Here is a 24,969-nt window from a genome sequence, read left to right as displayed (position 1 = left end):
CACGCCCTCGTGATTTCCTTGGTTCGTTTTTCCAGTCTCCTCAGCCTTCTCTGCGCCAGTGTTTACGCACAGGACAGCCTGCTGCCACTGCCTGAAGGAGGCCCTGAATATTCAGTCCAGGAGGTATCTTCTGAGACACGCTTTCTAAAACCAACAAAGTCCATCAAGCCCCCGGTAGCAGCCGCCAGCGCCAATGCTGCAATGGCCCAGCCACAGATCCATGCGCCCACCGTCGCACGTCTGCGAAAGCTTATCCTGATGCCAGGCGGCTTGTCGCCAGAAATGATGCGCGAACAAATCTTGGCGAGCGGACAAAATCGCACGCCGGTTACCATTGTCGGCATGGAGGCGCCTGCTCCCATTTTGACCAACTTGGCTAATTTCTTCGGTGGTGACGTGAATGCCGATACACAGAAGCAACTTTTGGACACTGTCAGTCAAGGCATGGGCAGCAAAACCTCCAAGACCCCCCGCCGCGTAGAAGTGGTGGGATGGTTGCCTAGTGAAGGTGTCATGGCCGTGGCTGTATATCCTGAAAGCTAAAAGCAGAAAAAGCTTTGCCGCAGCGTGATGCCATTCTGCCTGCCTGGTCGAATGTTGGATCCATTGGATAGGCGAAACTCATGGCGTACCCAAAAAGCGGTGTTGGCCTCGTCTTGATCGCCTTCATCTTTTTCCCAAAGAGCAGGGTTTCGGCAAGCCCTGTTCCTTGGCATGGGATAGGAATGCTCGAAATGAGGTCGAGCTTTAGCGTCTGCCTACAGTATATTTTCCACCCTACTTTTGGGAAGCCGCGCGGATGAACTTAGCGAGATCTTCCTTTTGTTTTTTCAGGTCAGGCAGATTGAGGTACATCATGTGTCCGGCCGTGTAATCATCCTGGGTGATGTTTTTCATCAACTCTGGGTGAATGTTCAAGTGAGAGAAGGTGTAGCGAGCTGCATAATAAGGCGTCGCCATGTCGTAAAATCCATTGGAGACGTGCACTTTCAAAAAAGGATTTGCCGTCATGCTTTCAGCGAGGATTTCAGAGACATTGGCAAACTGGTTCTCGGCATCCCAGTTCCACTTGCCCACTCCGCCAAGAATGTTGTAAGGGCGATCATCTTCAAACTTGAGGTCATGGCGCACGTAATGATTGAAGGTGGAAGCAAAGGCACTGAAGACAGCGTCTGCACTAGGATCACGCTCAGCCTCATTACCCAGGCGGTCACGCATGTAGCTAGTGTAACGGCTATCGAAACGGCCCGTTACCAGACGCTGATCTCGCAGTAATTCGGCATTAAAACGACTCAGTGAAACACGTAGATCTGAGGCGGCGACAAACGTTTCTGACAAACCCGTGAAACGTGCCATCTGCTTCACCACGGCTGCACGCTGCTGAGCAGGTAAAGATGCCCCAAGAAGAAGAGCCTCATTGTAGTCTCCACTGGTAAATTTCTCGGATTCCTGTAAAACTTCAGCCAGCGGTTTCTTCTGCAAATCAGCAGGCAGTTTTTGATGATACCAAGCTGTGGCCGTGAAGCTTGGCAGGTAGAGAACAAATGGCAGGTCATTGCCTTCGGAACCCCAGATGGTCTGAAAGTTGAGCACGGTAGAGACGAGCATGATGCCATTGAGATTCATCCGATGCGTGCGTAGCAACTCTCCGCTGAGAGCCGCCGCACGCGTGGTGCCGTAGCTTTCACCAATCAGGAATTTAGGCGAGGGCCAGCGAGTATTCTTGGTGATGTACAGTCGGATGAATTCGCCGATGCTACGAGCATCCTCATTCACACCAAAGAAGTTCTTGGCCTCCTCAGGCTTACTCGCGCGGCTATATCCCGTGCCTACCGGATCTATGAACACAAGATCCGTTTCATCCAGAAGAGAGAACTCATTTTCTACCAGTTGATAAGGAGGAGGCACGGCAAAACCATCGTCACGTAGTTTCACGCGCTTGGGTCCCAGTAGTCCTAGATGCATCCACACCGAGGATGACCCCGGACCGCCATTGAAGGAAAACGTGAGCGGACGGTTTGCAGGATCGGCCACACCTTTTTTGGTGTAGGCGATGTAAAAGATATCTGCCGTGACCTTACCTTCACCATCTTTCAGGCTCAGTAGGCCAGCCGTCGCGGTGAAATCGATCTTTTGGCCATTGAGAGTCAGGCTATGCTCCGTCTGAGTCTTTTTCTCGGATTTGTCCGCTGATGTGTCTTCCTTAGACTTTTCATCTTTCGCCCCTTCAGTTTTGTCAGCCGCTGCTTCTTTATTCCCCTTGTCCTCCTTCATAAATTTTCCACCCTGCCCTTCATTCGCCTTCTTTTCTTGAGGCGGCAGCACCGCTTTTTCAGGCTCTGTTGGAGTCGCCTGGGAGTGAGCTATCGAAGTGGTGAGCGCGATGAAGGAGAGAATCCGCAGAGAGTTGGGCATCTGGAACATGATCAAACATAAACGGATCTGTGGCCGACTCCTTTAAAACCTTCATTTATTGTAAAAAAGAACTGGCAAAGGTCAGATCCAGCGCTTAACTAGCCATCCCACACACCGCGCGGTTAGCTCAGCGGTAGAGCACTGCCTTCACACGGCAGGGGTCGCAGGTTCGAACCCTGCACCGCGCACCATTTGAACAGTTCGCCACGTCGCGACATTTCTTGTCAAATGGTTCATTTTCAACGGATTAAACCGAATCCATACCACTATTCACCTAGACACTTCTCGATACGTTTTGGCGCCCTGGAACAGATTGATGTTCGGGTATTCCCCTCTCTCCCGCGAATCCAGAAAATTATTCAGGTGAAGCCGCAGGTCTTTCTTGCTGGCGTCACGTTCAGCTTGGGAAGACCCCAGGCCATCGCGCTCAAGCGGGGCTTTTTTCAAAAAGTAGTTTGGCATACCTAGTTGCAGCCTCTTTCGTTGTGCGCCTGGTCGAGTCATTCACAAGATCCTTGGGATCGTCGAAATAATAAAAGCGAAAATAGCGCTCTCCTTTGGGCTATGATTTGAAAATAGCATGGCTCAAAAATTCAGTGGAAGCTGATTTAAAAAGCGGATGAAATCTTCGCGCTTTACGACCCAGCGCCCTCGCATTTTTTGGGCTTTCAAAAAATTCATTATTAGAGACTCTAGCTGGGAGTCTGGTAGCCAGAGCTCAAGAGCAACTCCATTCAAAAAACTAAGGCGCAAGCACCGATTTATCCCACAAAGATAAGTTAGGCCTAGCGACGATCTACCCCATAATCGGGGTGCCTTTTATCGTGTCTGAGAACGACCAAATAAATGGCATCATCATCAACCTCATACAGCAAGTGATAAGGAAATTTGCGGAGACTGGCTCTGCGCAAACCACATGAATCATAGTGATGGCTGCGCGGATTTCTTTTCACTGAGGCCAGAACCGAATCTAGCTCACTCCAATAAGCAGCAAGCACCCTTTCCGAGATTTCTGCGTAGTGTAGGGCCGCATCGCGGATATCCTCGGCAAGCTTTGGATGGCGAATAATCTCCATCAGCTATTTCCGCCCACAGGCTTTCCAAAAATCGGCCTCAGAGAGCCCTTTGACATTGCCAGATTTCAAATCGTGAAAGCGTTGCAAGGCCTCCTCATCGCTCACGTGGCGAGGGCAGGGATCTAGGTCTTCAAGGAGCGAAGACACTAACTCAGCACGATCCAGCATATCAAGCTTGGCCGCCTCTTTGATCAACTCTGCGACATGTGACATACTAAGAATATAGGATAGAACGAAAAGAAGTGCCAGTTCAGATTTGTGGATTCAAAGAGCTCAGGAGGAGGGGGCTGAGGGTCTAGCTAGCAGGCGGGACGAAAACGCCCCATGCAAATCATACGGCGTCGAAACGGGAGGGCGCTGCTTCTGGTATGCCCCTCCTGCTCTAATATGCGTTTTAGACAAGCCCGCCGCATCTGGCGTGCCGCCACCGGGGCAGGCGGTCGGGCACACCCGTTCCGCCTGTCGGTAGCTGCCCCGCTTTGGGTGCCCACGTTTTGTATCCAAGCGCAGCACGGCCCTGGAGGGTGTATTCCTTGCCATGATTTCGAAGGGCTAGGATTGGGTGCCTTGATGGCTACGAATGAGGGCCACGCCGCGACGACCTCGCCAAATGCGTCATTCTGCACAAGGGCACGTATTTTGACCGGGTAAAGCGTTCCCGGCTTTATGGGATAAGGGAAGGCTTCCAGTTCGAAGCCTGCACCGCGCACCATTCTAGTTTTAGCAAAGTGGCAGATTGAAATGTCGAAGATTTAAGAATCTTCGTTCCATCTTTGATGGATTCCCATTGGGTTTTCTTGTCACCAATACTTTATGCCAAAGAGTATCTGGATTTCCAACTGGATGGGATGCTCAGCTTTAGGGCGTAGAGATAACGGATGAGTTGGCCGTGATGAGCGGCTTCGTGCTCCAACAGATCGATGATCAAGCGGTTCTGGACATCGGTATAAGTCTCGATGGATTTCAGGACGTCTGAAACTGCCTGGGCGGAACGACTGAGAGCCTCGGCTACTGGAATTATGAGGGTGGCCGTTTCCAGCGAGCAGGTAAAACCGGCCCATTGATTGGCCATGATCGCCCTGGTGTAGCTCTCTCTTGCGCCCACCACACACCAGAGCTGGAGCCCCAAAGTATTTGAGGGCAACGATGGTAGTTTCGAACTCAGTGCGGCTTCATCAACAGAGTCAATAAGATCACGGTAGAGACTGAATGATCGGTCCAGGCTATCTGAAATGATGTTGGTGATCGGCATGGGAAGTCAATCTATAAGAAGAATCAACGATTGAGCACCTTCCTCCAAGAACGATGCATCAATCTGAAAAGTTCTGGGGTGGCGAGAATGACACTGACTGGGAACCCAACCAGCACTGCGAGGGTGAGCCATCTTCCCCCTAAAGTGGCCGAAAAAAGCTCAAACCAAGTGCTGTTTCTGCTACCCGGGGTGAGGTCTCGAGGGTTCGTGGGCGAGGCCAGCATGGTGACTTGATGGCCGATGGGTAACTGTGTTCTGAAACCTTGAGTGAACCGTCGCCCATCCACTTCCAATCGGTAGTCATACGTGGCTCCACCTTTAGGTGCGTAGGTGGTTCGATCCAAGCCCAGAACCAGCACTCTTTTTTCAATGCCGTGGTGCAATAAGTCATAATGCCGCCAAACGGAATAGCCTAGACCAGCGAGCATCAAGGGGAATCCCACCAGCAAACCGAGGCAGAGCAGGAAGTTTCCCAGCTTTGAGGTCCATCTTTCTCGTCTGCCAGGGGAAGAGAGTCGAAGCAGGTTGTAGCGATTGTTGGTCAGTTTTCCCTGCATAGACACCTTTTCCGAGTTGATGGCAGCGCCGTGCGTCATCCCCTTTATTTACTCTCTGCGGATGGCTTCGATGAGCTTCCCACGTACCGCACTAGAGACGGCGATCCAGCAGATAAGGATGCCGAAGAGGATGATGGTGAGGGTGAGAATACTGAGGAAGGAAATGGGAAGTGCCGTACCGCCTTGCTGTAGGCTGGGCCAAACGGCAAGGATCGCGCTGACGACTCCTAACAAGACTCCGATAATGAGGAGGGCGATGTGCTCGCCAAGGATTAGTCGGCGGAGAGAGGCTGGCGGGAAACCCACGGCCTGCATGAGGCCTAGTTCGCCACGGCGCTCTAGCACGTGACGGGCAACCAGGATGCCAAGACCAGCGGTGCCCAGGAGAACGCCCAGGCCACCGAGGACGGTGAAGATGCCAATGTAGGTATTCTGCACGCTCATGAATGTCTCCAAACGGTCCTTAGCGCGCTCAAGTGCCAATCCACGCTGCTCAAGCTGACGGGTGAGGTGGGCGCTGACTTCATCCACTTGATCCGCTGGGGCGTCAATGAGGAAGGCGCGATAACCGGCCACGTCTGGATAAGTGGAGAGAAAGGACTGCTCGCTGATGATCATTTTTCCTTGGAGAACAGACCCGGCGAGCATGGCGTGGAGTTTGACCTGGAGAGTGGCTCCAGCGGCATCTTGATAATCCAGCGCGCCGCCCACGCCGAGGCCCAGACCCCACATAGCGGTGGCCTGGTCAGCGATCGCTTGGAGAGGTTCGTTGAGACCTAACCAGGTTCCCTTGCCGGCAAAACTGAATCGGCCTTCAAGCTTGGCCGGATCCACCCCCACGAGAGCAGGTTTTTGAGCGCGATTGAGATTGAGACAACTGGCGTCATCCCCCTGCCGGACGCGGAAAGGCACAATGGTGACGCCTTTTAAAATCTCTTCGTCCAGGCCAAAGGCATCACGGCCTGCGGGTGTATTGAGGTCTTCATAGATCGGTAAAGAAGACTCACCGATGAGTGCAAAGCCGCCAGTGCCCGAGGTAGGTTTGGCCACGTCTCCAGCGCTCATGCGAAAAGCATTCACCGCTGTGACGAGGAAAATACCGCCAGCCATCATCCCCATAACTGCAAGGCTACGCGAGGGACGGCGAGTGACATTGCGCAGGCCGATCTGCCACAAAGTCTGGGCAAGGCCTAACGAACGATTCATCCAATGACGCGCCAGAGAGAGCCCACTCATGAGGAGTAAAAAGCCGCTGCCAAAAAACATGCCCGCAACAGCCTCGGGTGCTGTAGCCTGGCTGCCAGTGGCCATGAGAGCAGCAGCTCCACCGAGCCAAACGAAAGGCATGATCTTCCGCCAACGGGGTCGTGGTGTCCCCTGCCCTGCGGCGTCATCGGCACTCCAAGAACCAAGCAGATCACGTGCTTGTTGTTTAAAAAGGCGGCGGCTGGCCCACCACAGAGTGAGCAACACCACAATGACAGCCCCGACACCGGCCCCAGCTTTGGTGGCTAGGCTACCGGAATAGATGAGCGGGAGGCCCTGGGAAGCGCCTGACCAAGCCCCGCTGAGACCTTTGAGAGCTAGTTTGGTGTAGAGCTCACCACCAAAGACACCAAGGATGGCACCAATAGCGGCAAGCACCCCCGCTTCACCTAACAAGGAGCGTCGCACCATTTTAGAGGTCCACCCCATGGCTAAAAGCAAACCGACTTGGGCAGAACGGCGCTCAAGAGTGAAGAGGAACAGGAGTGCGGCGAAAATGAGAGCGGCAGCGATGAGGAACATGCTGAGGCCAATGAACAGCCCACCAAAATCCACGCTGCCCTTCGCTGCCGCTGTGGCTTGACCTTTAAGATCCGTGGGTGTGAGACCGATATCTGCGAGAGCGAGGCCAGAGGCCATCTCTTTACGTAAAGCTGTTTCATCCTGAGCTGCATCGGCAAATCGAATCGAGGTGAGATTGCCAAAACGATTGGCCCAGAGTTTTTTCCCATCTTCCAGGCTGATGAAACCTTTGGGTGTACCTTTGTAATCGTCCCAATACTTTTCATCTTTATCGCGGATCTTTTTGGTATCCATCGGGATGCCGGGATCCCAGTCGCGGCAATTGTCCACATCCGAAACACCCGGAAAATCAGGAGTCCAGGCACGGGTGACATTGGGATCATCCATGGGTAGAATACCACTGACGGTGAAAGTGGCTGTTTGTTCCTTAAGCTCTCGACCAATACCCACGACGTAGTAGATGATATTCAGCTTATCCCCCACCGAGAGGCCGTGATCCTCTGCTAGCCATTGGGTGATGACGATCTCAGAGAGCCTAACATTGAGTTTGTCCGTGGCGGTAACCATGGAATAAGGGGTGGCTCCTTTGGCTGAGGTGAAGCCATTGACGAGATACGTCAATACGCCATAGCTTTCTGGGCGAGCAAGCAGCTTACTCGCCAGAGAACGGTCCATAAAAACGCGATCGGTACTGACCTCCCATTCCTGGCGAGGTGCCGTGACTCGTTGGAGTTTGAGAGCAAAGTCAGGCAGTGTCTTGGCTTTTTCTAAAGCGGCGCTATCGCTGCTCAAAGTGGAGGATGAAGAGAGCAGCACATTCACCTTCCCATCCATTTCGATCTGCGTCTGGAGATCTGCCAGCGGAACAAAAACGGAGTCGGGAGATACTTGTGAGGCGATGAGTTGGAAGGCCCCAAAATCTTCAGCTGAAACAATAGCTCCAACGGTGCGACGTAGAGACACGTCTTCATTGGTGCTACCGGAGAGAGGGGCATCACGAGAAATGGCACTGGGGCGTTCTAGGCGAACCAGGACGGTATCACCCACTCTCGCGGAGAGCTTGCGTGCGAGCGGTTCGTTGAGGGCGATCTGGCCTTGGGCAAGTTCAATGTTTTTGCCGCTGGTGCTCAGTTGCCAAAAGCCTGCCTCCACACCGAGCACTTGAGTGCCATTGACCCGCACTTTGCCATTTGAAGAAGCCGTGGAACCAATGGCCATGATGGCTGGAACCGCGTGAGACTTTGTGCCCAATTCTTGCGTAAACCAACGGTCTCCACCAAGCACACCAGCCTGGATCTTTCCCAGACGCAGATCTGCAACCCGACGAAGGCTTGCGCGGACGGAATCTCCCACCAGTAGAGAGCCGCTCAAAATAGCGGATGCCAGAAAGGTACCCAGAAGAAGACCCAGGTGTCCGCGCCAATAATGCCGGGCTGAGGAGAGGACGAAAGAGAACAAAGACATGCTCCCTATACGTGGCTGCACCTGCAATGCTGCGCAAGCGGCACGGAAAAACTACGCGGGAACTGGAGGCACCTGCGTAGTTTCAACAAGCAGCCGTAAGATAGCTCACAGAGCGCGGGCTTTGATGCGATTCTTTTTGACTGGCTTCGGCGCGGTGGTCGGGCGAAAGGCTTCACCGAAAAGGTATTGGCGTGCACTGTCCACCTGCCCCATGACGCGGCCCATCCATTTGGTGAAATCTTTGCCGAAATGCTCGTCTGCCTGGGGGTCCATCAAAGCGTCATCCAAGCTGGCGTGATGCGAACGTAGCTCCATCTCCAGGTGCATGCCGATTTCGGGAATGTACAATTCGACAGCCTCGAACATATCCATGACGCGGGCGGCATAACTGGTGTCCCAGACTTTGTCATCGTCTTCGTAGCTGCTGGTGATAAGGTGGGCGATGGTGTATTCTGCATTGTCCGAATAGACTTCTGCAGCCTCCAGGACGGAATCGAAGCTATCATGCTCGCTGGTCACTGGCAGGACCACAGAAAGGCTAACACTGGCCTCTGGTAGAATGAGATCCATTTGAGAAGTCTGATAAAGTTTTTGAAAAAACTCTCCCATCCCGGTGGCCACTTCCAAGATGGTGATGGGGCTTTCATCCAGTTTATCCAGCAGACTATCGGCCGTAAGAGTGGTCGCATCGAAAACGCACCCGGAGGTGTCATGCCCAGCTTCGTCCACGAGGGAAAGCAGTTGGTGGGGAGCACCGTGCTCACTGAGATAACGGGCACAGCAATGAGCCAGCGTGCTCTTGCCAGTGGAAGGATAGTCGTTCTGGATGAGGATCAGCTTTTTCATATTTTTGTAAGGCTTCATTAATAATCTATGAATTATTAAAATTATTTCAAGCGTAAATATTAAACTTTTCCATAATTTCTGTAAATAGGTGCATTTTAGATACGGTGCAAAGCTGCGGTTTTAATTTTTTCAGGTCGAAGGGAATGCGAGGCAAAGACGTTAAGATGAGCATGCATGACCGTTTTTTGCTTTTTATGCTGCTGGCTCTGGGGCTACAGGCTCAGGTATCAGCCCCTCCTCCAGCTTTGACGGAATATCAGGGCCGAATAATCGCCCAAACGATGCATTGGCAGGGAGCGGGGTGGCTGATCCGCCACAAAAGAGACCGAGAAGAGGCGACGCTACGGATGCGCGAAGAGTTAAAACTCAAACCCGGCATGGCTGTGTGTGACATGGGCAGTGGCAATGGCTACCACACGCTGCCGATGGCCGAAGCGGTGGGCAAAGATGGCAAAGTGTATGCCGTGGAAGTGCAGGTGGAAATGATTGAGATGCTCAAAAAAAGAGCTGAGGCCAAGGGCATCACGAACATCGTGAGCATCATCGGAGAGATGCATGACCCCATGCTGCCTGCGGCGTCTTGTGATCTAGTCCTGTTAGTGGATGTTTATCATGAGTTTTCCCACCCCGAGCAGATGCTAGCAGGCATCCGTAAGGCGCTAAAACCCGATGGAGTGGTGGTTTTGGTCGAGTTCCGTGCAGAAGATGACAGTGTGCCGATCAAACCTGAGCACAAGATGACCAAGGCTCAGATCAATAAAGAACTGACAAGCAATGGCTTTAAGCTGGTGCGGGAGTTCAATGAACTGCCCTGGCAACATATGATGTTCTTTGGGTTAGCTAAAGAGTGACTGCTTTGGGGAACTGCGGGCGGGGGTTTGCAAAGCTTGCCACTGATGGCGCGTTTTGAGACGATACAGGCATGAATCTCCACCTCTTCATTTTGGGCGCGGCGGTTTTCATGAGCAGTGCCAGGGCGGCCATGGGGACAGACACGGCTTTTTTTGAAGGCAAGATCCGCCCCGTTTTGGTGAAGCATTGTTATGAATGTCATTCCGCAGAATCTGGTAAGACCAAAGGAGGATTGTCACTGGATAGCAAACAAGGACTGCTAACGGGCGGTGATAGTGGCCCTGCAGTAGTCCCAGGAGAGCCTACCAAAAGCCTGCTGCTGGCGGCCATGCGGCATGAAGATCCAGATCTGGCAATGCCGCCAAAAGGCCCCGCTCTGGCGACAGCAGTGACGATAGATTTTGAAACCTGGATTCGAGAAGGAGCCGTGGATCCACGAATCTCTTCCGCCCCTATTCAAGAAAGGCCACCTGTGGATGTGGCCGCTGGAAAGAAATTCTGGAGTTACCAAAAGCCGCAGAAACACCCAAATCCAGAGGTCCAAAACAAAGGGTGGGCGCGGCGGGATTTGGATCATCACATCCTAGCGAAGTTGGAAAGGGAGGGGCTCTCCCCTTCCCCAGATGCGGCTCCAGGCGTGCTTTTACGGCGCCTTTATCTGGACCTCACTGGCCTGCCGCCGACGCCTGAAGAATCGCAAACCTTTGTTAAGGCCTGGACGGCTTTGGAGACGAGAGAGGGACTCCTAGCCAGCACGGTGGACGGGCTTCTGAAGAGCCCCAGATTTGCCGAACGTTGGGCACGTCATTGGTTAGACGTAGCGAGATTTGCGGAATCCAATGGCCGGGAGTCCAACCTCGTCTTTCCTCATGCATGGCGTTATCGCGATTATGTGGTGGATGCCATCCAATCAGATAAACCCTATGACCGATTCATCGTCGAACAGATTGCGGGAGATCTTCTACCCGCCAAAAATGAATCCGAACGGGCGGAGCATCTGATTGCCACTGGGTTCTTGGCCATGGGTGCGAAAGGGCTGAATGAAATGAACAAGGCCCAGTTTGCTGCCGATTTGGCCGATGAACAATTGGACACCGTGACACGGGCCATCATCGCCAGTTCGATAGCCTGCGCACGCTGTCATGATCATAAAAGTGAGCCCTTCAGCATGGAGGACTATTATGCACTAGCGGGTATTTTTCAAAGTACCCAAACTCATTATGGCACCTGGATTGATTCCGAGAACAACAACGGCAGCAGCCTCATTCGACTGCCCAAACTCCCAGCCCAATTGATCCCTAACAAGCCCCTTAACCCATCAAAGGTAAGGCAACTCCGAGCGGATCGAAACAAATTGGATGCTGAGCAGACAGCGCAAGAAGCCTACATCAAAAAGGCTCAAAAAGAGGGCCGGGACATCAGCCATGAAGGCTTCAGACTGCTGAGCAATGCCATCCGCATTCTCTGGACACGAGGAGGCATCGATGGCCAACTGATGACGGTGGATGATGAAGGCAATGCCTTACCCCTATGTATGGGCGTCGAGGATGCTGCCCACATTCAAGAGGCTCAGTTGCTGAATCGCGGAGAAATCGCTCAACCAGTCAAAGCCGTCCCGCGAGGGTTCCCGGCTGTATTTGATCTATCTGTTTCCGCTCCGGGACCTGTTCAAAGTGGTCGCTTAGAATTGGCCAAATGGCTGACTCATCCAGAACATCCACTGACTGCTCGTGTCATCGCGAATCGCGTATGGCGGCATCTCTTCGGGGTAGGGTTGGTGAGGACAGCGGACAATTTTGGCTACAGTGGCGAAAGGCCTTCGCATCCAGAGTTGCTGGATACTTTAGCCCAACAAATGATTCAGCAAGATTGGTCACTCAAAGCGCTGGTCAGAGAAATCGTGTTATCCCGAAGCTATCGGCAAGCCTCCGACTACCGAAAAGATGGCTTTGAGAAAGACCCGGACAATCGCCTGCTGTGGCGGGCACATAAACGACGTTTGGATGCTGAAGTGATTCGTGACTCCATGCTCGCTATCTCAGGCGAGCTGGATGTCAGCCGCCGTCCGGGTTCTCTGGTCACAGAATTTACAGGTCAGTCTGTTTCTTTGATGGGTTTCAATACCGCTTTGCCAGCGGATTTAGATGGCAGCCTACGTCGCTCCATTTATCTTCCTGTGGTGAGAGATCACCTGCCCGATGTCCTGGAATTATTCGACTTTGCAGAGCCCACCTTGGTCACAGGGAATCGCGATGTGACAAATGTTCCTCTGCAAGCTCTCTACCTACTCAATGGCCCTTGGGTGCAGCAGAGGGCTGCTGCTTTAGCCAAGCGAGCACTGCGGGGAAAAAATAATCCAGAGGCCTATCTAAAACGAGCATTTGAACTTTGCTTTAACCGAGCACCTGACCAAGCAGAGAAAGAATTAGCCAATGCTTTTTTTCAAGCGGCACGTGGTATCAGTGCAAGCGAGCACAAGTCGGATGAATACCGACTATTCACACTTTTCTGCCAATCATTATTGGCCAGCGCCGAGTTTCGTTACGTGGATTAATACACAGCGAATAGGCACTGTTGAGATTCATCTGTTTTTCTTCATCCGACATTTGAGGAGTGACGTAAATTGCGCCATGCCTCAGCACTCCACCGTCATTCACTGGTTCCGCCGCGATCTCCGGCTGATGGATAACACCGCCTTGCATCAAGCGGCTAGAGAGGGAGCTCAAGTGATCCCTGTTTATGTATTGAGCGACTGGAAAGCCCATCACGGGTGGACGGGGTCTGCGCGCCAGCAGTTTCTTTGCGGTTGCTTGGAATCCCTCGACAAAAATTTAGAAACCCTGGGCAGTCGGCTCATCCTTCGCTGTGGGCGTGCCGATGAAGAACTGGAAAAGCTCATCAAAGAAACTGAAGCCAAAGCCGTGTATTTTAATCGCGACTACGATCCCTATGGACGTGAGATGGAAAAGAAGGTGCAGGAGGTGTGTCGCCGCATCGGCATCGAATGCCATAGCTACAAGGACCGAGTGCTGCATGAAGCTGATGAAGTGCTCACAGGCAGCGGAAGCCCCTACCGAGTATATACTCCTTACTCGCGTAACTGGCTGGGCCTGGACAAAACACCCACACTTGGAAAACTGGGCAGCCTCGGAACTGCGCCTGGGAAGGCAGTGAAAAGCCTGCCACTGCCGACCCTTCAACATTGGAAACTCCCGGAGAACACTGCACAACTACCCATCCCTGGTGAGCGAGCAGCGCGAGAGCGAATGAAGAACTTCATCGAAAATCGGACCTTGCACAGCTATGCTCAAAAGCGAAACATTCCCGCTGGCACGACGACCTCCCGTCTCGGCCAAGATCTACGCTTCGGTCTCATTTCCATTCGGGAATTGTATGCCCGCTGCCAAAGTGCTGCGGCACAAGCTACGATAGCGGATGCCAAAACTTCCATTGAAACTTACATCAAGGAACTGGCTTGGCGTGAGTTTTATCTCGCCATTTTGTGGAATAACCCGTCTGTCTTTGAAGAGGAATTTGCCCCTGAATTCCGCGGCATGCCATGGCCCGGTTCGGATGAGCATTTTCAGATCTGGAGCCAAGGCCGCACTGGATTTCCCATTGTGGATGCAGGCATGCGCGAGTTGCTAGCCACTGGCTTCATGCACAATCGGGTAAGGATGATTGTTTCCATGTTTCTTACCAAGGATCTGCATTGTCACTGGCGACTGGGAGAGAGTTTTTTCATGCAGCATCTGCTGGATGGTGAGAATGCCAGCAACAATGGTGGCTGGCAATGGAGCGCTGGCACAGGTGCAGATGCAGCTCCCTATTTCCGTATTCAAAATCCATGGACTCAGACGAAAAGTTATGATCCAGACGGCACCTACATTCGCACCTGGGTACCAGAACTGAAAAACGTGTCGCAAGAGAAATTCCTGGCTCCCCCAAAGGATAATCGAGCCCTTGCTCCAGGCTACCCGTTACCGATGGTGGATCACTCCACCGAGAGAGATCGTACACTGGCGATCTTTGCCAAACATCGCGGCAAGTAACCCAGTCTAACGAATTGTATGAAATACATCATCGCCCTTTATCTAAGACGTCAGCCGTAATCGTTACGGGCAGCTTGAGCGGACTCACAATGGTGGCTTCCTTGGTATCATAATGGAAAACACGCACAGGTGGTTTCCCGGCCTTGCCAGTGAGGACAAAAAAATCTAACTGTAGGAGACGCTCTTCTCCAGCGGGAATGTCTGTCGGTTTGATGATCAAAGACACATCGTTGGCTCCATTTTTGAGCCCTCCAATGACGAAGAACTTTTCGGCATGATCTTGCATGACAGGATAGTCGAATCCATTCACCCGCATTCGGGTCTCATACCCAAAAGACTGAAGCGTGCAGCCCGCCATGTTTTCAGGAATTTCGCACAAGGCTGGCACCTGAGGAACCTGTCCAGGAGGGGTAAACTCAGGGTAGTCCAAAAAATCCATGGGTGCGGAGCCCTTCATTTGAGCGATCAGCTGAGGATGATCCAGCAGCTTGAGAACTTTGCTGCTATCAAAACGCCAGCTGCCATTTTCATTGAAAAACTTCAGCATGAGAACGCTGTCAGGAATCTGCCCAGGGTCCCCGCCCAGATTCACTTTACCGAAATACAAGGTATGGGCAGTGGGTCCCACGGCCTGGGCTTCTAAAAGACGAAGGCCTGAAATATCTGGAGGATCCAGCGGCACTGCAAACACGGCCTGCGGGAAAGGTTGTTTTTGACTTACGATCAAATTACGTGTGACGACTTGGCGGTATCGTGTCACGGAATTTGCCCAGGCTCGTGCATCCTGCGCCAGGATAGCGGCACGCCATTTCTGATACGCAGCGTCTAAATTTTGTCGTAAAGCAGGGGCTTGCGCCTCAGACCTAGTGTTGAGATTGAGAACCAAAAAAAGGCAAAGAAGTCGGACAAAAGTGTTCACGGGGGGAGTGTCGCAGAAATTAAGGAGACCTGGCACGTAAATACATCCTCAATGAAGCCTCTAGGCCAGGAAAAGATGTTGCTGGATCGCGTATTTTTGCAAGAGTCACGATTCTGCCACACGCAATCATGGAATCACCCGGCGAAGGTCATCAACGAACACTCCCACTCGACCGAAATCGGGAACTCCTCAAATCTGCTCGCGAAGAGATCTACAAGACTGTAGGCGATATCAGCCTGCCCGTGTATATCTGGGAACCTGATGCAGATAAGGCCCCGCCATACCCAAAATCGGTGGCGGCGTTCTTCTTTAGCAGTGGCTGGGACAATGGCCAGATCGCTCAGTTTGCGCCACACTGCGTTTACTTTGCTTCTCGCGGCATGATGACGATGGCTTTTGATTACCGGATCACTCACCGAAATCATGGGGGGCCTCTCGAAGCAATTGCAGATGCGCGCTCTGCCATGCGCTGGATTCGCCTCAATGCGGTGGAGCTTGGTATCAATCCGGGCAAGATTGTCGGTGTTGGTGGCAGTGGAGGTGCCCATGCCATCACGTCTTCTGCCATGCTCAGTGGCTTTGACGACCCTGCAGATATTCTGGATAGTAGTCCCTCTCCAAACGCGCTAGTGCTATTCAACCCGGTTCTGGATACCTCTAAGAAAGGCTTTGGTTTGGATCGCTTTCCTGATGCAGGCGTAGCTAAAGATGCCAACCTGATTCGTGCCATCAAACCGGGCTTGCCGCCGATGTTGATCATGCACGGCACGGCAGACAGAGTGGTGCCTTTCGGTGGCACCTATGAGTTTGCAAAAAAGTCTTCCAAGAAGAAAAACTTTTGCCGATTGATCGAATTTGAAGGTCAAGGGCACGGTTTCTTCAATTTCAATCTCTCCTTTGAGATGTATGAAGCCACATTGATGGCCATGGATGAGTTTTTTGTGGAGTTGGGCTTTTTAGAGCCAGATCCTGAAGCCGGCTTGGGCAAGGTGGATTGAGGCGAAGCTGCAAATGGTGAAATTTATTTACCTGAATAGTTCAGACTGAAGGTTTCCCGCTTGAATCGGGTGGCGACGCACGTTTAAAGCTGCCACTGCATGATTTTAGCTGCCTTGCCCGAACCCAGTCCCTTTGGAGATGTCCTGATGGCTTTTTTGAGCATCCTTTTTGAAGGAGCTCCATACATCATGATCGGCACGCTCCTCTCGGGGCTCATTGACGCCTTTCTGCCTGCAAAATTGCTCGAACGGGTGCTGCCTAGAAACAAGGTCTTATCCACGCTTATAGCTGGCTTTTTGGGCCTGATTTTTCCCGTCTGTGAATGCGCCGTCGTTCCGGTGATTCGTAGGCTCGTGAAAAAAGGACTGCCGCTTTCCTGCGCGCTCTCTTACATGCTTTCAGCGCCAATCATGAATCCCATCGTGGCGGTAAGTACGCTGACAGCTTTCAAGGAATTCGAAAAAGTGACTGGCTGGGCTACCTTTGGCAACGCCACGATGACCATCTCACGGCTCGCTTTAGGCTATCTTGTCGCAGTTACGATCGGTCTCATCGTGTTGCGTTTTAAACCTGCCCAGGTCCTTAAAACGAACATCGCTCAAGAGATTGAAGATTCGGCCGCTGAAAACGCCAAAGGCAATGATTCAAAGGCCAGCTTTAATGCCCGGTTGGTGCATGCTTTCCGCACCGCCATGGGAGACTTCCTGGATACAGGCATGTATTTTACCATTGGCGTCATCATTACCTCCGTCTTCAACACACAGGTGGATCAGACCTTGCTGGATCGTGTGGCAGGCAATGAACTTTTGGCAATCCCATCCATCATGGGACTGGCCTTCGTATTGTCTCTATGCAGCACATCGGATGCCTTCATTGCAGCCCCTATGGCTTCCTTCTCCATGGCGGCCAAACTGGCCTTCCTCGTTTTTGGCCCGATGATGGACATCAAACTCATGTTCATGTATGCGGCTGTGTTCAAACGCCGCATGGTCATCGCCATGTTACTCGGCACGTTCATTCTCATTGCTGTCTTAGCGGGCCCTATGACCTTGTTCGTTAATGATCCTCGTGCCTTTCCTGAAAAATCCTGGGAATTTATCACCAGTATTTTTTCCAAATAGTCTCATTCTTTAGCCATTTCACTTCTCATGAGCGGAACCCGTACTTTAATCCACCTCATCAGTGTTGCCCTGCTTCTTCTCTGGAGTGCAGTCCTGCTCTATTTCCACTACTCTGGCCGTGTGAACGAATACCTTCCGGGTGACGGAATCTTCCGCCCGATGGTGCTTTATACAGGCATCGGATTGGCCATCATGGGTTTATTTAATTTGCTAACGATGGGCTCTGAAGTCGCCGGTTGTGAAGGTCACGACCATGGCACCGGCGGCTGTGGTCACGATCATAGCCATGATAAAGGCTGTGGGCATGATCATGGCAAAGAAGCGAAATCTGGCTGCTGTGGAGGGCACGACCATGACCACGCTCATTCGCATGCCCATCACGAAGGCTGCGGGCATGACCATGGACACACTCATCATGCTTGCGATCACGATCATGACCACACTCATGCCCACGTCCACAGTCACACGCATGATCACCATGGGCATGGTATCTTGGAAGAAAGTGGCTGGACCGGGCGGCTGGTAGCCATTCTCATCCTCGCAGCTCCGATCACCTGGGCCGCCATACAATCTCCAGACCGTTACAGTGCGAATGCGGTGCTGAACAAAGGGGTGTACAACCAAAACTACAACTCGACCGCACGGGCGGATGAATTCACTCTGCGTGGTGACGGCTCAAAACCAAGCCGTGCGACTCCAAAACCTGTTCCATTACCCGACACCCCTCTTCCGGCCCCAGAGAAATTCAATGATCCAGAAGCCGTCGCTAAAGCATCTTCGGCTCCACCAAAAGAAGCCCAGAGTTATGGCAGCTTCACGCTGGAAGATTTGAAGCAGCAGATCGAACAAAACAGCAAAGGTGAATTTGTCCTGCAAGTACCTGAAATTTATTACACGGGTGGTGACTTGGAGGTGCAGCGTGTCATCACGGGGCAGCCCATCGAAACTACCGCTCAGGTCCTGCCTGAAAAAGTGAACAATGCCAACGGTCATCGTCTGCGTATCTTCCGCATGCTCGTGCAGTGCTGCGCTGCCGATGCGCGTCCTTATTCTGTTCCTGTGGATTTTGGTAAAAAGGCGCCTGATTTCAAGGAAATGACGTGGGTCAAAATTTCAGGCATCATGAGTTATGAAAAGGATGGAGATCAGACCATTCCTGTGATTAAAGCGACCCACATCGAGGAGACCACAGCTCCAGACAATACGATGATCTATTAGATCCGGCGAAAACCTTTTAACCTGATCCAAATTTCCTCCTGAGATTTTCAATCCAGGGGGATCTTTATAGTCAGGGTTTTAAAGTAGAGGCTTGAATTTTAGTTTTGTTTAGAGGCCAGTCTGCATTGGGAAAAGCCTCCCAAACTTTCAGATGACGCACACTACCCTCCACACCCACAACGAACATGAGACTGTGTTTTTGGCGATCAATCAACTCGTGACTCCCGGTGAGGCTCTTGCCATCCACTGTTGCCAGCATTTCATTGCCTAGTACTTCAAAGACGACGGTGTGCCACTCATCGAGTTTTAAAGGTGTTTTAGCTGCTCCAAGCGGAACTGCCTTATCTGGGCCGGCGTGATCGTTATCATCCTTGGTGATGCGAAAGCCACCTTCACTCAGGTGGATACTGCACACATAATCCTTCGCATCCACCGTGCGCACACTCAAACTACGGTACTTGCGACCCGCGAGAGGCACATCGTTCATCCGCACTTGGCATTGGATGATGACATCTTTATACATGAATCCATAAGAAGCCGTAGCCGGGTGTTTCACTTCAGCCGTTTCACGCCCGGTAAAAACGCCTTCCTCCACCGCCCATTTGCCACCACGGGGCACCGCATTCCAGCGCCAGCCCGAAAAACCTGAAGCGAAGCCGTTGGACTTACCATCGAAGGGCTTCAGAGGTTGAGCGAAATCTTCATTCACCAGCAACTTACCACGGCTGGTCATGAGGGTCGGTTGATCCTCCAAGGCCAGCAAATTCAATGAGATCAGCGTGAGAAAAGAAAGGGGGCAAAGAACATTCATGATGACGAAAGCCAGAACGTGTCTTTGTCGCAAATTTCTCGACGAATCTTACCAAGCTACACCAAACGGGTCAGTGAGCCCAGGCTTTGAATCCAAGTGAATAGCTCCTGAAGCGTTTTCGCTGGAGCTTTGCTTGCTAAAAAATAGCCCTGATCACCCGATCTCCAGGTTGCGATTTGCCAGTTTCCATGTTGCGAAAATTGGGGTTCACTTCCATTCGGGCTGTCCTTCAAACCTGATGCTTGAAAGGTAATGAGGTGCGCCGGATTGTCTTTCATAATCTGAAAACACACCACTGAGGCAGGACGTCCACCGATCACAATAACCTTGCATCCAAGAGTGGAAAAAGACCTCAACTCTTTGGGAATTTCATTGGGTTGAGGTGCTTTAGTATTGGCTAAAAAAGCTTTCAAATGAGAAAGATCACCAGAAAATTCGTCTAGCGGCAAAGTTCCTCCCTGTAAACCATCTGCAATGGCAAGTGCCTCAGCTCGCCATTCAGGTGCAGTATTACTCCAGCGCAAAGCCACAAACGCAATGGTCATAGCAGCAGCCAGTCCTAACCATGGCATCCAAACAGACTTTAGAACAGGCTGCCGAGATGTTTTACTCGTGGTTTGAGAGGCCGAAACTGGCTCTGCCATCAGGGCTGCCAAAAGACGATCATTCAGCCCCTCTGGAACTTCTTTTTGGGCAAATGCAGAAGCAGCTTTTTCATCAAAGGCCGTGCGCTTGTCAATCCACTTAGACAACTCAGGATTTTGACTCAATAACGCACGAGCCTCAGGCTCAGCGTCGCCTGGACGCAATGAGCAAGCATCAAGGTTAATTCTGGCTTCTTCAGGAGTCATGAGCGGGGTTTCAAATCGGTTGTTCCTGTCTGCTGGAGGATACGCCGCAAGGAATCCTTCGCCCGTGACAGCCGTGACATTACGGTTCCGATTGGAAGATCCAGCGTTTCTGCAATATCGCGATACGACAATTCTCGCAGATAAAATAAAACCAAAGGAGCACGATAGTGTTCTTCCATGGCATCAAGAGCCCGATGCAATGTGGCCGAGTCTAGTGTGGGCGGGTCTTCTTCCGGAAGGTCTAGGGTGCTACCATGAAGCTCTGCCTCAAACTCAACGTGCTCATGCTTCTTTTCTCGGCGGGCAACAGCCAACCACTCTCGATACAAGGTGGTGTAAAGCCAAGTTTTAACCTTATCCAAGTCTCGCAATGTATGGCCTTTGCGAGCCCATTGTAGAAAAGTCTGCTGAACAAGATCTTCAGCCATGCCTTCGCGCCGACACATGCTTTGGGCGAAGCGGAAAAGCCCTTGATAGTGAGTATCAATGAGTTGCTTAAAATCGGGCGCTGGGGCCATGCGAGGAGTAGCAGACTTCGTTATCGGTACGGGGTCAATTTCAAACTCACGTAAGGCCGACATCCCGGCGAATTCAAGCAGGGGCGAAAGAACGAAGGAGTTCATTGAAGAAAAATTTGCCGAAACCAAGGAACACAATTAAAAATAGGCCGCGTTGGCGACTTGCCTGGCCAAAAGTGTGAGAATGAATTCCGCAGATATTCCAGAATTCTTTGATCTTCGTTTCGTTTCACCGCTCTATTTACTTTGCTAGTCCTTTGACTCAGCGTGAAACCATCAGTCCTAACGAGGTCAAAAATGCATCACTGCGAACGAAAGTATCGTCCAATAAAACGCGATCTCGCATGAGGTAACCATGAGTTCCGCTCTCATTGACGACCAGCTCACTGCGATTTCCTAACTTCAGCATGGAGTCATGAAACCGTTGAGCACCGATGAATGGCGTCACCGTATCGCCGGTACCATGAAAGGTGATGGTAGGAGGTAAACCTGCTTTCACTTGATGCACCGGAGAAATCTTTTTCCAGTCTTTGCCAATTTTGACCTGTCCATACCCGTCTGGAGAGCAGTCAATCACCGGGAACAAAAGCACAAGTGCATTGGGCTCAGCCGAGATAGATGTATCCTCCCCAGCTTCATTCACATCCGCAAATAAAGCCGTTGCCACAGCCAGATGGCCACCCGCAGAGCCCCCACTGACAATGATTTTCTGGGGATCTATCCCGAAGTCTTGCGAGTGCGCACGAACATAGCGCAAAGCACTTCGGGCATCCTTCACGCAGTCGAAGACAGTCACGCCTTCTTTGGGCTGATGCAGACGATATTCCACACTGATACCTACGAGCCCCCTTTCTCTGTAGTGAGCCGCAAATGGATACATGCGTTTGGCATTTCCACCTGTCCAGCCGCCGCCATGGATCGTGATGTAACAAGCTCGCCGGTCAGTTGACAGATGCCCGTCTGGTTCGAAAACATGGAGAGACAGTTCACGATCGGCGACCTTTTTGTAAATCACTGAGCGAGTCGGCGTCAGAGTAGCCGCTAACTCATCCACGGGATCCATCTTCTTCACTTGGGCCTTGGCGTTGATAACGGTGAAAACAAGAGCCGTGAAAAGACAAAGGAAGCACTTCATAAAAACTTCATTAACGCACTCGGTTTAGACAACATTGCGTCCAGCCAGATAGCTTTTCAGGCCCGCGGATGCGAGGCATCATAGACCTCCTTCATTCGCTGAGTGGAGACATGGGTATAGATCTGCGTGGTACTGAGGCTGGCGTGGCCCAAGAGTTCCTGCACACTGCGTAGGTCGGCACCATTGTTCAGCAAATGCGTGGCAAAGCTATGGCGCAGTTTATGCGGTGTGATGTGCACTGGCAGCCCGGACTTCTTCCAGTACTTCTCCACCACATCGCCGATAGCTTGGTTGGTGATCCGCTTGCGAAGCTTGCTGAGAAAAAGCGGCCCGCTGTGCACACCAGCCTTCACTCGGTATCGTTGAATCGCCTCCATCGCAGGTGTGCCGATGGGTAAAAGCCGTTCCTTACTGCCTTTGCCAAAAACGCGCACCGTATCGCTGTAGGAGTCCACATCCTCGACATTCAATCCAGCCAATTCACTGAGACGCATGCCGGTGCTGTAAAAGAGCTCGAGGATGGCCGCATCTCGCTCCTGAGCCCAGGCTGGGGCGGTGCGCTCTTTCTCTGTTTTCATCGGCAGATCCAGCATCTCAGTGACCTGCGTCACGGTGAGTACCACAGGCAGCTTTTTTTCTTGCTTGGGCAGCTGCACATCCAGCAAAGGATTCGTCTTCCAGCCCTGGCGGCGAGTCAGCCACTTGAAGAAAGAACGCAGCGCGGAGAAATGCAGGCGAATGGTGGCTCGGCTCATCTCACGCTTCATTTGATCAAATAAATAGCGGCGAAAGTCATCCGCCGTGAGTGCCTCCCAACTCGTAAATTTTTTCTGCTTTTCCCGAAACGTCTTTAGGGCGTGTGCGTAGTTTTCCAAAGTGCGGGGAGAGGACCTCCTCTCTACTTCCATGAACTGGAAGAAAGCCTCGCAAAGGACATCAGGCGCGTGCAGTGAAGGCATGAGGGTAAAGACGAATGACTGACTTAAACATAACGTAGCAGTGTCCAAATGAAAGGCCCGTTGCCGTGATGTTGAATGAGGACATGGGAACTCCCCTGCCCCTTGACTCTCCCCTAGCAGCCTTTAATCTGCAAATTCCCATGCTCACCAAGCGCATCATTCCCTGTCTCGACGTCAAAGAAGGCCGTGTGGTCAAAGGCACAAAATTCCTACAACTCAGAGATGCAGGCGATCCGGTGGAATGCGCCAAAGTGTACAACGCACAAGGAGCGGATGAACTGGTGTTTCTAGACATCAGCGCTACCAATGAAAAGCGCAAGACCATGGTAGATGTGGTGGCCCGCACGGCAGAGTCCTGCTTCATGCCACTAACAGTTGGGGGCGGGATCCGTACCGTGGCGGACATGCGTGAAATGCTGCTCGCTGGGGCGGATAAAGTGGGCATCAACTCCTCTGCGGTCTCCACTCCCCAAGTCATTGACGAGGCCGCTGAGGCCTTCGGCTGCCAGTGTCTGGTGGTGGCGATCGACGCCAAGCGCAACGAGCGCGGCTCATGGAGTGTTTACACGCATGGCGGGAGTCGTTTAACTGAACTTGATGCCGTAGAGTGGGCGGCTGAAGTCTGCCGGCGTGGCGCAGGCGAAATCTTGCTCACCAGCATGGATTCAGATGGCACCAAGGCTGGGTATGACATCGCTCTGACACGGGCTGTCAGTGAAGCTGTGAGCATTCCTGTCATCGCCAGCGGCGGTGCTGGAAATATGCAGCACATGGCGGATGTCCTCAGCCGGGGCAAAGCAGATGCAGTTCTGGCCGCCAGTATCTTTCACTTCGGCGAATACACTGTGGGTGACGTGAAAGAGTACCTGGGCCTCCAAGGTGTGCCTATGCGGAGGCTTTAACACCTCCGCTCAAACGCAGCCTTTAGAATGACCGACGGATCTGTTCCACAGAATCCAGTGCTTCTTCCAACGTATCGCCTAGCACGGTATAATGACCCATCTTGCGTTTTGGCCGGGCACTCGCCTTGCCGTACAGATGCAGGTGGGCACGAGGATGATTCAGCACTGGGGACCAATCTGGATGCACGAGTTCTGAAGGCCAGACATCGCCCAGGAGATTAACCATCACGGCAGGGCTGTGCTGCGAAGGATCTCCCAATGTAAGACCGCAGATCGCACGCAACTGCTGCTGGAACTGATTGGTCACACAGGCATCAATCGTGTAATGGCCGCTGTTGTGTGGGCGCGGGGCGATTTCATTCACCAAGACCCGCCCTTCAGCGGTGACAAAAAGCTCCACCGCCATTGTGCCGACATAATCCAAACCCTCGGCCACCGCTTCCCAGAGTTCCAAAGCCTGCTCGACGATACTGGCATCTACACGGGCCGGGGCTAGAGTGACATCAAGGATGTGATGAGCATGCTGGTTTTCCACTACTCCATGAGTGGCCATGCGGCCATCCACACTGCGAGCGCCGACCACCGAGACCTCACACAAAAATGGCACCCACTGCTCTACCACGGCATGATGACCCTCAAAAGCCTTCCACGCTTCCGCGAGATCCGTCTCCGCCACGACCTTGGCCTGACCTTTGCCATCGTAGCCGAAAGCCGCTGTTTTGATGACACACGGACGGCCCAGTTCCCCCACAGCTTTTTCTAATTCAGCCAGGGTTTCAACGATTCGAAATTCGGCGCAGGCAATCCCCTGTTCGCGCAGGAACAACTTTTCCCGCTCCCGATGTTGGGTCGTGTAGATAGCTTTCCTCCCCGGACGCAGGGGTTTGACGGCTTCTACTGCTTGCAAACAAGCATCGGGGATGTTTTCGAACTCGGCCGTCACCACATCCACCTCGGCCAAGAAACGATCCAGCGCTGCACGATCATCGTAAGCGGCATTGATTTCGAGATCGGCAAACTGGCCTGCAGGGCAGCCCTTCGGTTCATCGGTGAAAATCACCACACGATAACCATTGCGGCGGGCTTCCAGGGCTAGCATGCGGCCCAGTTGACCACCGCCAAGGATGCCGATCGTGGAAGGAGGGAGGAGAGGAGAAGGAGACATGGAATAAGAATCGGATTCACTCAGCATCCTCAAAGGACTCTCGGAGCGAATGAGTGAAGGTGAAACAAA

At 52.3% G+C, this 24,969-nt stretch carries 22 protein-coding genes and 1 tRNA gene; 9 read left to right on the top strand and 14 right to left on the bottom strand.

Features of this window, described 5'->3' with window-relative positions:
• The first annotated feature begins 9 nt into the window (after nucleotides 1-9).
• Entirely contained in the window at nucleotides 10-543 is a 534-nt protein-coding gene (locus HNQ64_RS23195; protein ID WP_184213127.1) for a hypothetical protein, read from the top strand.
• A gap of 234 nt (nucleotides 544-777) precedes the next feature.
• Here the strand turns inward: HNQ64_RS23195 and HNQ64_RS23190 are convergent, their stop codons facing one another.
• Nucleotides 778-2,424: a S10 family peptidase gene (locus tag HNQ64_RS23190; RefSeq protein ID WP_246431178.1), complete on the bottom strand. Its 1,647-nt coding sequence runs from the start codon at nucleotides 2,422-2,424 to the stop codon at nucleotides 778-780.
• Between the two features lie 107 nt (nucleotides 2,425-2,531).
• On the opposite strand from HNQ64_RS23190, the gene HNQ64_RS23185 reads away from it, so the two are divergent.
• Nucleotides 2,532-2,606, top strand: a tRNA-Val gene (locus HNQ64_RS23185).
• Nucleotides 2,607-3,200: 594 nt separating this feature from the next.
• On the opposite strand, the gene HNQ64_RS24515 is transcribed toward HNQ64_RS23185, so the two are convergent.
• From HNQ64_RS24515 to HNQ64_RS23155, 6 genes are all read right to left on the bottom strand, one after another.
• The gene (locus HNQ64_RS24515; RefSeq protein ID WP_184213125.1) at nucleotides 3,201-3,491 is read right to left on the bottom strand and encodes a type II toxin-antitoxin system RelE/ParE family toxin; all 291 of its coding nucleotides are present in this window, start codon (nucleotides 3,489-3,491) and stop codon (nucleotides 3,201-3,203) included.
• Nucleotides 3,492-3,494: 3 nt separating this feature from the next.
• Nucleotides 3,495-3,704: a hypothetical protein gene (locus tag HNQ64_RS23175; protein ID WP_184213123.1), complete on the bottom strand. Its 210-nt coding sequence runs from the start codon at nucleotides 3,702-3,704 to the stop codon at nucleotides 3,495-3,497.
• 598 nt (nucleotides 3,705-4,302) lie between these two features.
• On the bottom strand, nucleotides 4,303-4,743 hold the full coding sequence (locus tag HNQ64_RS23170) for a hypothetical protein (RefSeq protein ID WP_184213121.1): 441 nt from the start codon (nucleotides 4,741-4,743) through the stop codon (nucleotides 4,303-4,305).
• Between the two features lie 23 nt (nucleotides 4,744-4,766).
• Complete coding sequence (locus HNQ64_RS23165) at nucleotides 4,767-5,339, bottom strand: DUF3592 domain-containing protein (RefSeq protein WP_184213119.1); 573 nt, start codon at nucleotides 5,337-5,339, stop codon at nucleotides 4,767-4,769.
• A 9-nt stretch (nucleotides 5,340-5,348) separates the two neighbouring features.
• Nucleotides 5,349-8,552: an ABC transporter permease gene (locus tag HNQ64_RS23160; RefSeq protein ID WP_184213117.1), complete on the bottom strand. Its 3,204-nt coding sequence runs from the start codon at nucleotides 8,550-8,552 to the stop codon at nucleotides 5,349-5,351.
• A gap of 105 nt (nucleotides 8,553-8,657) precedes the next feature.
• Nucleotides 8,658-9,398, bottom strand: a complete 741-nt coding sequence (locus tag HNQ64_RS23155; protein ID WP_184213115.1) for a hypothetical protein — start codon at nucleotides 9,396-9,398, stop codon at nucleotides 8,658-8,660.
• A gap of 170 nt (nucleotides 9,399-9,568) precedes the next feature.
• Between HNQ64_RS23155 and HNQ64_RS23150 the strand changes: the two genes are divergently transcribed.
• From HNQ64_RS23150 to HNQ64_RS23140, 3 genes are all read left to right on the top strand, one after another.
• Nucleotides 9,569-10,249 (top strand): class I SAM-dependent methyltransferase, encoded by a 681-nt coding sequence (locus HNQ64_RS23150; RefSeq protein WP_184213113.1) that lies wholly within the window; start codon nucleotides 9,569-9,571, stop codon nucleotides 10,247-10,249.
• Nucleotides 10,250-10,320: 71 nt separating this feature from the next.
• The gene (locus HNQ64_RS23145) at nucleotides 10,321-12,804 is read left to right on the top strand and encodes a PSD1 and planctomycete cytochrome C domain-containing protein (RefSeq protein WP_246431177.1); all 2,484 of its coding nucleotides are present in this window, start codon (nucleotides 10,321-10,323) and stop codon (nucleotides 12,802-12,804) included.
• Between the two features lie 76 nt (nucleotides 12,805-12,880).
• Nucleotides 12,881-14,302 (top strand): cryptochrome/photolyase family protein, encoded by a 1,422-nt coding sequence (locus HNQ64_RS23140; RefSeq protein ID WP_184213111.1) that lies wholly within the window; start codon nucleotides 12,881-12,883, stop codon nucleotides 14,300-14,302.
• 28 nt (nucleotides 14,303-14,330) lie between these two features.
• Here the strand turns inward: HNQ64_RS23140 and HNQ64_RS23135 are convergent, their stop codons facing one another.
• Complete coding sequence (locus HNQ64_RS23135; protein ID WP_184213109.1) at nucleotides 14,331-15,062, bottom strand: hypothetical protein; 732 nt, start codon at nucleotides 15,060-15,062, stop codon at nucleotides 14,331-14,333.
• A 287-nt stretch (nucleotides 15,063-15,349) separates the two neighbouring features.
• Between HNQ64_RS23135 and HNQ64_RS23130 the strand changes: the two genes are divergently transcribed.
• The 3 genes from HNQ64_RS23130 (at nucleotide 15,350) to HNQ64_RS24225 (ending at nucleotide 18,559) form a co-directional block, all read left to right on the top strand.
• Nucleotides 15,350-16,219 carry an alpha/beta hydrolase gene (locus tag HNQ64_RS23130; protein ID WP_184213107.1) on the top strand — a complete coding sequence of 290 codons (870 nt, stop codon included), beginning with the start codon at nucleotides 15,350-15,352 and terminating at the stop codon, nucleotides 16,217-16,219.
• 99 nt (nucleotides 16,220-16,318) lie between these two features.
• On the top strand, nucleotides 16,319-17,341 hold the full coding sequence (locus tag HNQ64_RS23125) for a permease (protein ID WP_184213105.1): 1,023 nt from the start codon (nucleotides 16,319-16,321) through the stop codon (nucleotides 17,339-17,341).
• A gap of 27 nt (nucleotides 17,342-17,368) precedes the next feature.
• Entirely contained in the window at nucleotides 17,369-18,559 is a 1,191-nt protein-coding gene (locus tag HNQ64_RS24225; protein ID WP_184213103.1) for a TIGR03943 family putative permease subunit, read from the top strand.
• 70 nt (nucleotides 18,560-18,629) lie between these two features.
• Here the strand turns inward: HNQ64_RS24225 and HNQ64_RS23115 are convergent, their stop codons facing one another.
• The 5 genes from HNQ64_RS23115 to xerA form a co-directional block, all read right to left on the bottom strand.
• Nucleotides 18,630-19,370, bottom strand: coding sequence for a LamG domain-containing protein (locus HNQ64_RS23115; RefSeq protein ID WP_184213101.1), 741 nt, complete (start codon nucleotides 19,368-19,370; stop codon nucleotides 18,630-18,632).
• Nucleotides 19,371-19,426: 56 nt separating this feature from the next.
• Nucleotides 19,427-20,221 (bottom strand): hypothetical protein, encoded by a 795-nt coding sequence (locus HNQ64_RS23110; protein WP_184213099.1) that lies wholly within the window; start codon nucleotides 20,219-20,221, stop codon nucleotides 19,427-19,429.
• Nucleotides 20,218-20,844 (bottom strand): RNA polymerase sigma factor, encoded by a 627-nt coding sequence (locus HNQ64_RS23105; protein WP_184213097.1) that lies wholly within the window; start codon nucleotides 20,842-20,844, stop codon nucleotides 20,218-20,220. Before HNQ64_RS23105 ends, HNQ64_RS23110 begins: the two co-directional genes overlap by 4 nt.
• A gap of 157 nt (nucleotides 20,845-21,001) precedes the next feature.
• Nucleotides 21,002-21,874: an alpha/beta hydrolase gene (locus HNQ64_RS23100; RefSeq protein WP_184213095.1), complete on the bottom strand. Its 873-nt coding sequence runs from the start codon at nucleotides 21,872-21,874 to the stop codon at nucleotides 21,002-21,004.
• Nucleotides 21,875-21,930: 56 nt separating this feature from the next.
• Nucleotides 21,931-22,833: a site-specific tyrosine recombinase/integron integrase gene (xerA, locus tag HNQ64_RS23095; protein ID WP_184213093.1), complete on the bottom strand. Its 903-nt coding sequence runs from the start codon at nucleotides 22,831-22,833 to the stop codon at nucleotides 21,931-21,933.
• A gap of 140 nt (nucleotides 22,834-22,973) precedes the next feature.
• Between xerA and hisF the strand changes: the two genes are divergently transcribed.
• Nucleotides 22,974-23,735: an imidazole glycerol phosphate synthase subunit HisF gene (gene hisF / locus HNQ64_RS23090; RefSeq protein ID WP_184213222.1), complete on the top strand. Its 762-nt coding sequence runs from the start codon at nucleotides 22,974-22,976 to the stop codon at nucleotides 23,733-23,735.
• Nucleotides 23,736-23,757: 22 nt separating this feature from the next.
• Here the strand turns inward: hisF and HNQ64_RS23085 are convergent, their stop codons facing one another.
• Nucleotides 23,758-24,900, bottom strand: coding sequence for a 5-(carboxyamino)imidazole ribonucleotide synthase (locus tag HNQ64_RS23085; RefSeq protein WP_184213091.1), 1,143 nt, complete (start codon nucleotides 24,898-24,900; stop codon nucleotides 23,758-23,760).
• Nucleotides 24,901-24,969 lie beyond the last annotated feature (69 nt).

Origin of the sequence: Prosthecobacter dejongeii (assembly GCF_014203045.1) — a bacterium.
Classification (GTDB): Bacteria; Verrucomicrobiota; Verrucomicrobiia; order Verrucomicrobiales; family Verrucomicrobiaceae; genus Prosthecobacter; species Prosthecobacter dejongeii.
Note: the sequence above shows the minus strand (reverse complement) of the source record. Positions and strands in the feature narration are given on the sequence as shown.

Bases quoted from the DNA above. Each gene is read 5' to 3' on its own strand.
- HNQ64_RS23190 (WP_246431178.1), bottom strand. From the start codon at position 2,424: ATGTTCCAGATGCCCAACTCTCTGCGGATTCTCTCCTTCATCGCGCTC.
- HNQ64_RS23150 (WP_184213113.1), top strand. From the start codon at position 9,569: ATGCATGACCGTTTTTTGCTTTTTATGCTGCTGGCTCTGGGGCTACAG.
- HNQ64_RS23140 (WP_184213111.1), top strand. From the start codon at position 12,881: ATGCCTCAGCACTCCACCGTCATTCACTGGTTCCGCCGCGATCTCCGG.
- HNQ64_RS24225 (WP_184213103.1), top strand. From the start codon at position 17,369: ATGAGCGGAACCCGTACTTTAATCCACCTCATCAGTGTTGCCCTGCTT.
- HNQ64_RS23085 (WP_184213091.1), bottom strand. From the start codon at position 24,900: ATGTCTCCTTCTCCTCTCCTCCCTCCTTCCACGATCGGCATCCTTGGC.
- HNQ64_RS23115 (WP_184213101.1), bottom strand. From the start codon at position 19,370: ATGAATGTTCTTTGCCCCCTTTCTTTTCTCACGCTGATCTCATTGAAT.
- HNQ64_RS23175 (WP_184213123.1), bottom strand. From the start codon at position 3,704: ATGTCACATGTCGCAGAGTTGATCAAAGAGGCGGCCAAGCTTGATATG.
- HNQ64_RS23125 (WP_184213105.1), top strand. From the start codon at position 16,319: ATGATTTTAGCTGCCTTGCCCGAACCCAGTCCCTTTGGAGATGTCCTG.
- hisF (WP_184213222.1), top strand. From the start codon at position 22,974: ATGCTCACCAAGCGCATCATTCCCTGTCTCGACGTCAAAGAAGGCCGT.
- HNQ64_RS23100 (WP_184213095.1), bottom strand. From the start codon at position 21,874: ATGAAGTGCTTCCTTTGTCTTTTCACGGCTCTTGTTTTCACCGTTATC.
- xerA (WP_184213093.1), bottom strand. From the start codon at position 22,833: ATGCCTTCACTGCACGCGCCTGATGTCCTTTGCGAGGCTTTCTTCCAG.
- HNQ64_RS23155 (WP_184213115.1), bottom strand. From the start codon at position 9,398: ATGAAAAAGCTGATCCTCATCCAGAACGACTATCCTTCCACTGGCAAG.
- HNQ64_RS23160 (WP_184213117.1), bottom strand. From the start codon at position 8,552: ATGTCTTTGTTCTCTTTCGTCCTCTCCTCAGCCCGGCATTATTGGCGC.
- HNQ64_RS23130 (WP_184213107.1), top strand. From the start codon at position 15,350: ATGGAATCACCCGGCGAAGGTCATCAACGAACACTCCCACTCGACCGA.
- HNQ64_RS23105 (WP_184213097.1), bottom strand. From the start codon at position 20,844: ATGAACTCCTTCGTTCTTTCGCCCCTGCTTGAATTCGCCGGGATGTCG.
- HNQ64_RS23170 (WP_184213121.1), bottom strand. From the start codon at position 4,743: ATGCCGATCACCAACATCATTTCAGATAGCCTGGACCGATCATTCAGT.
- HNQ64_RS23110 (WP_184213099.1), bottom strand. From the start codon at position 20,221: ATGACTCCTGAAGAAGCCAGAATTAACCTTGATGCTTGCTCATTGCGT.
- HNQ64_RS23145 (WP_246431177.1), top strand. From the start codon at position 10,321: ATGAATCTCCACCTCTTCATTTTGGGCGCGGCGGTTTTCATGAGCAGT.
- HNQ64_RS24515 (WP_184213125.1), bottom strand. From the start codon at position 3,491: ATGGAGATTATTCGCCATCCAAAGCTTGCCGAGGATATCCGCGATGCG.
- HNQ64_RS23165 (WP_184213119.1), bottom strand. From the start codon at position 5,339: ATGACGCACGGCGCTGCCATCAACTCGGAAAAGGTGTCTATGCAGGGA.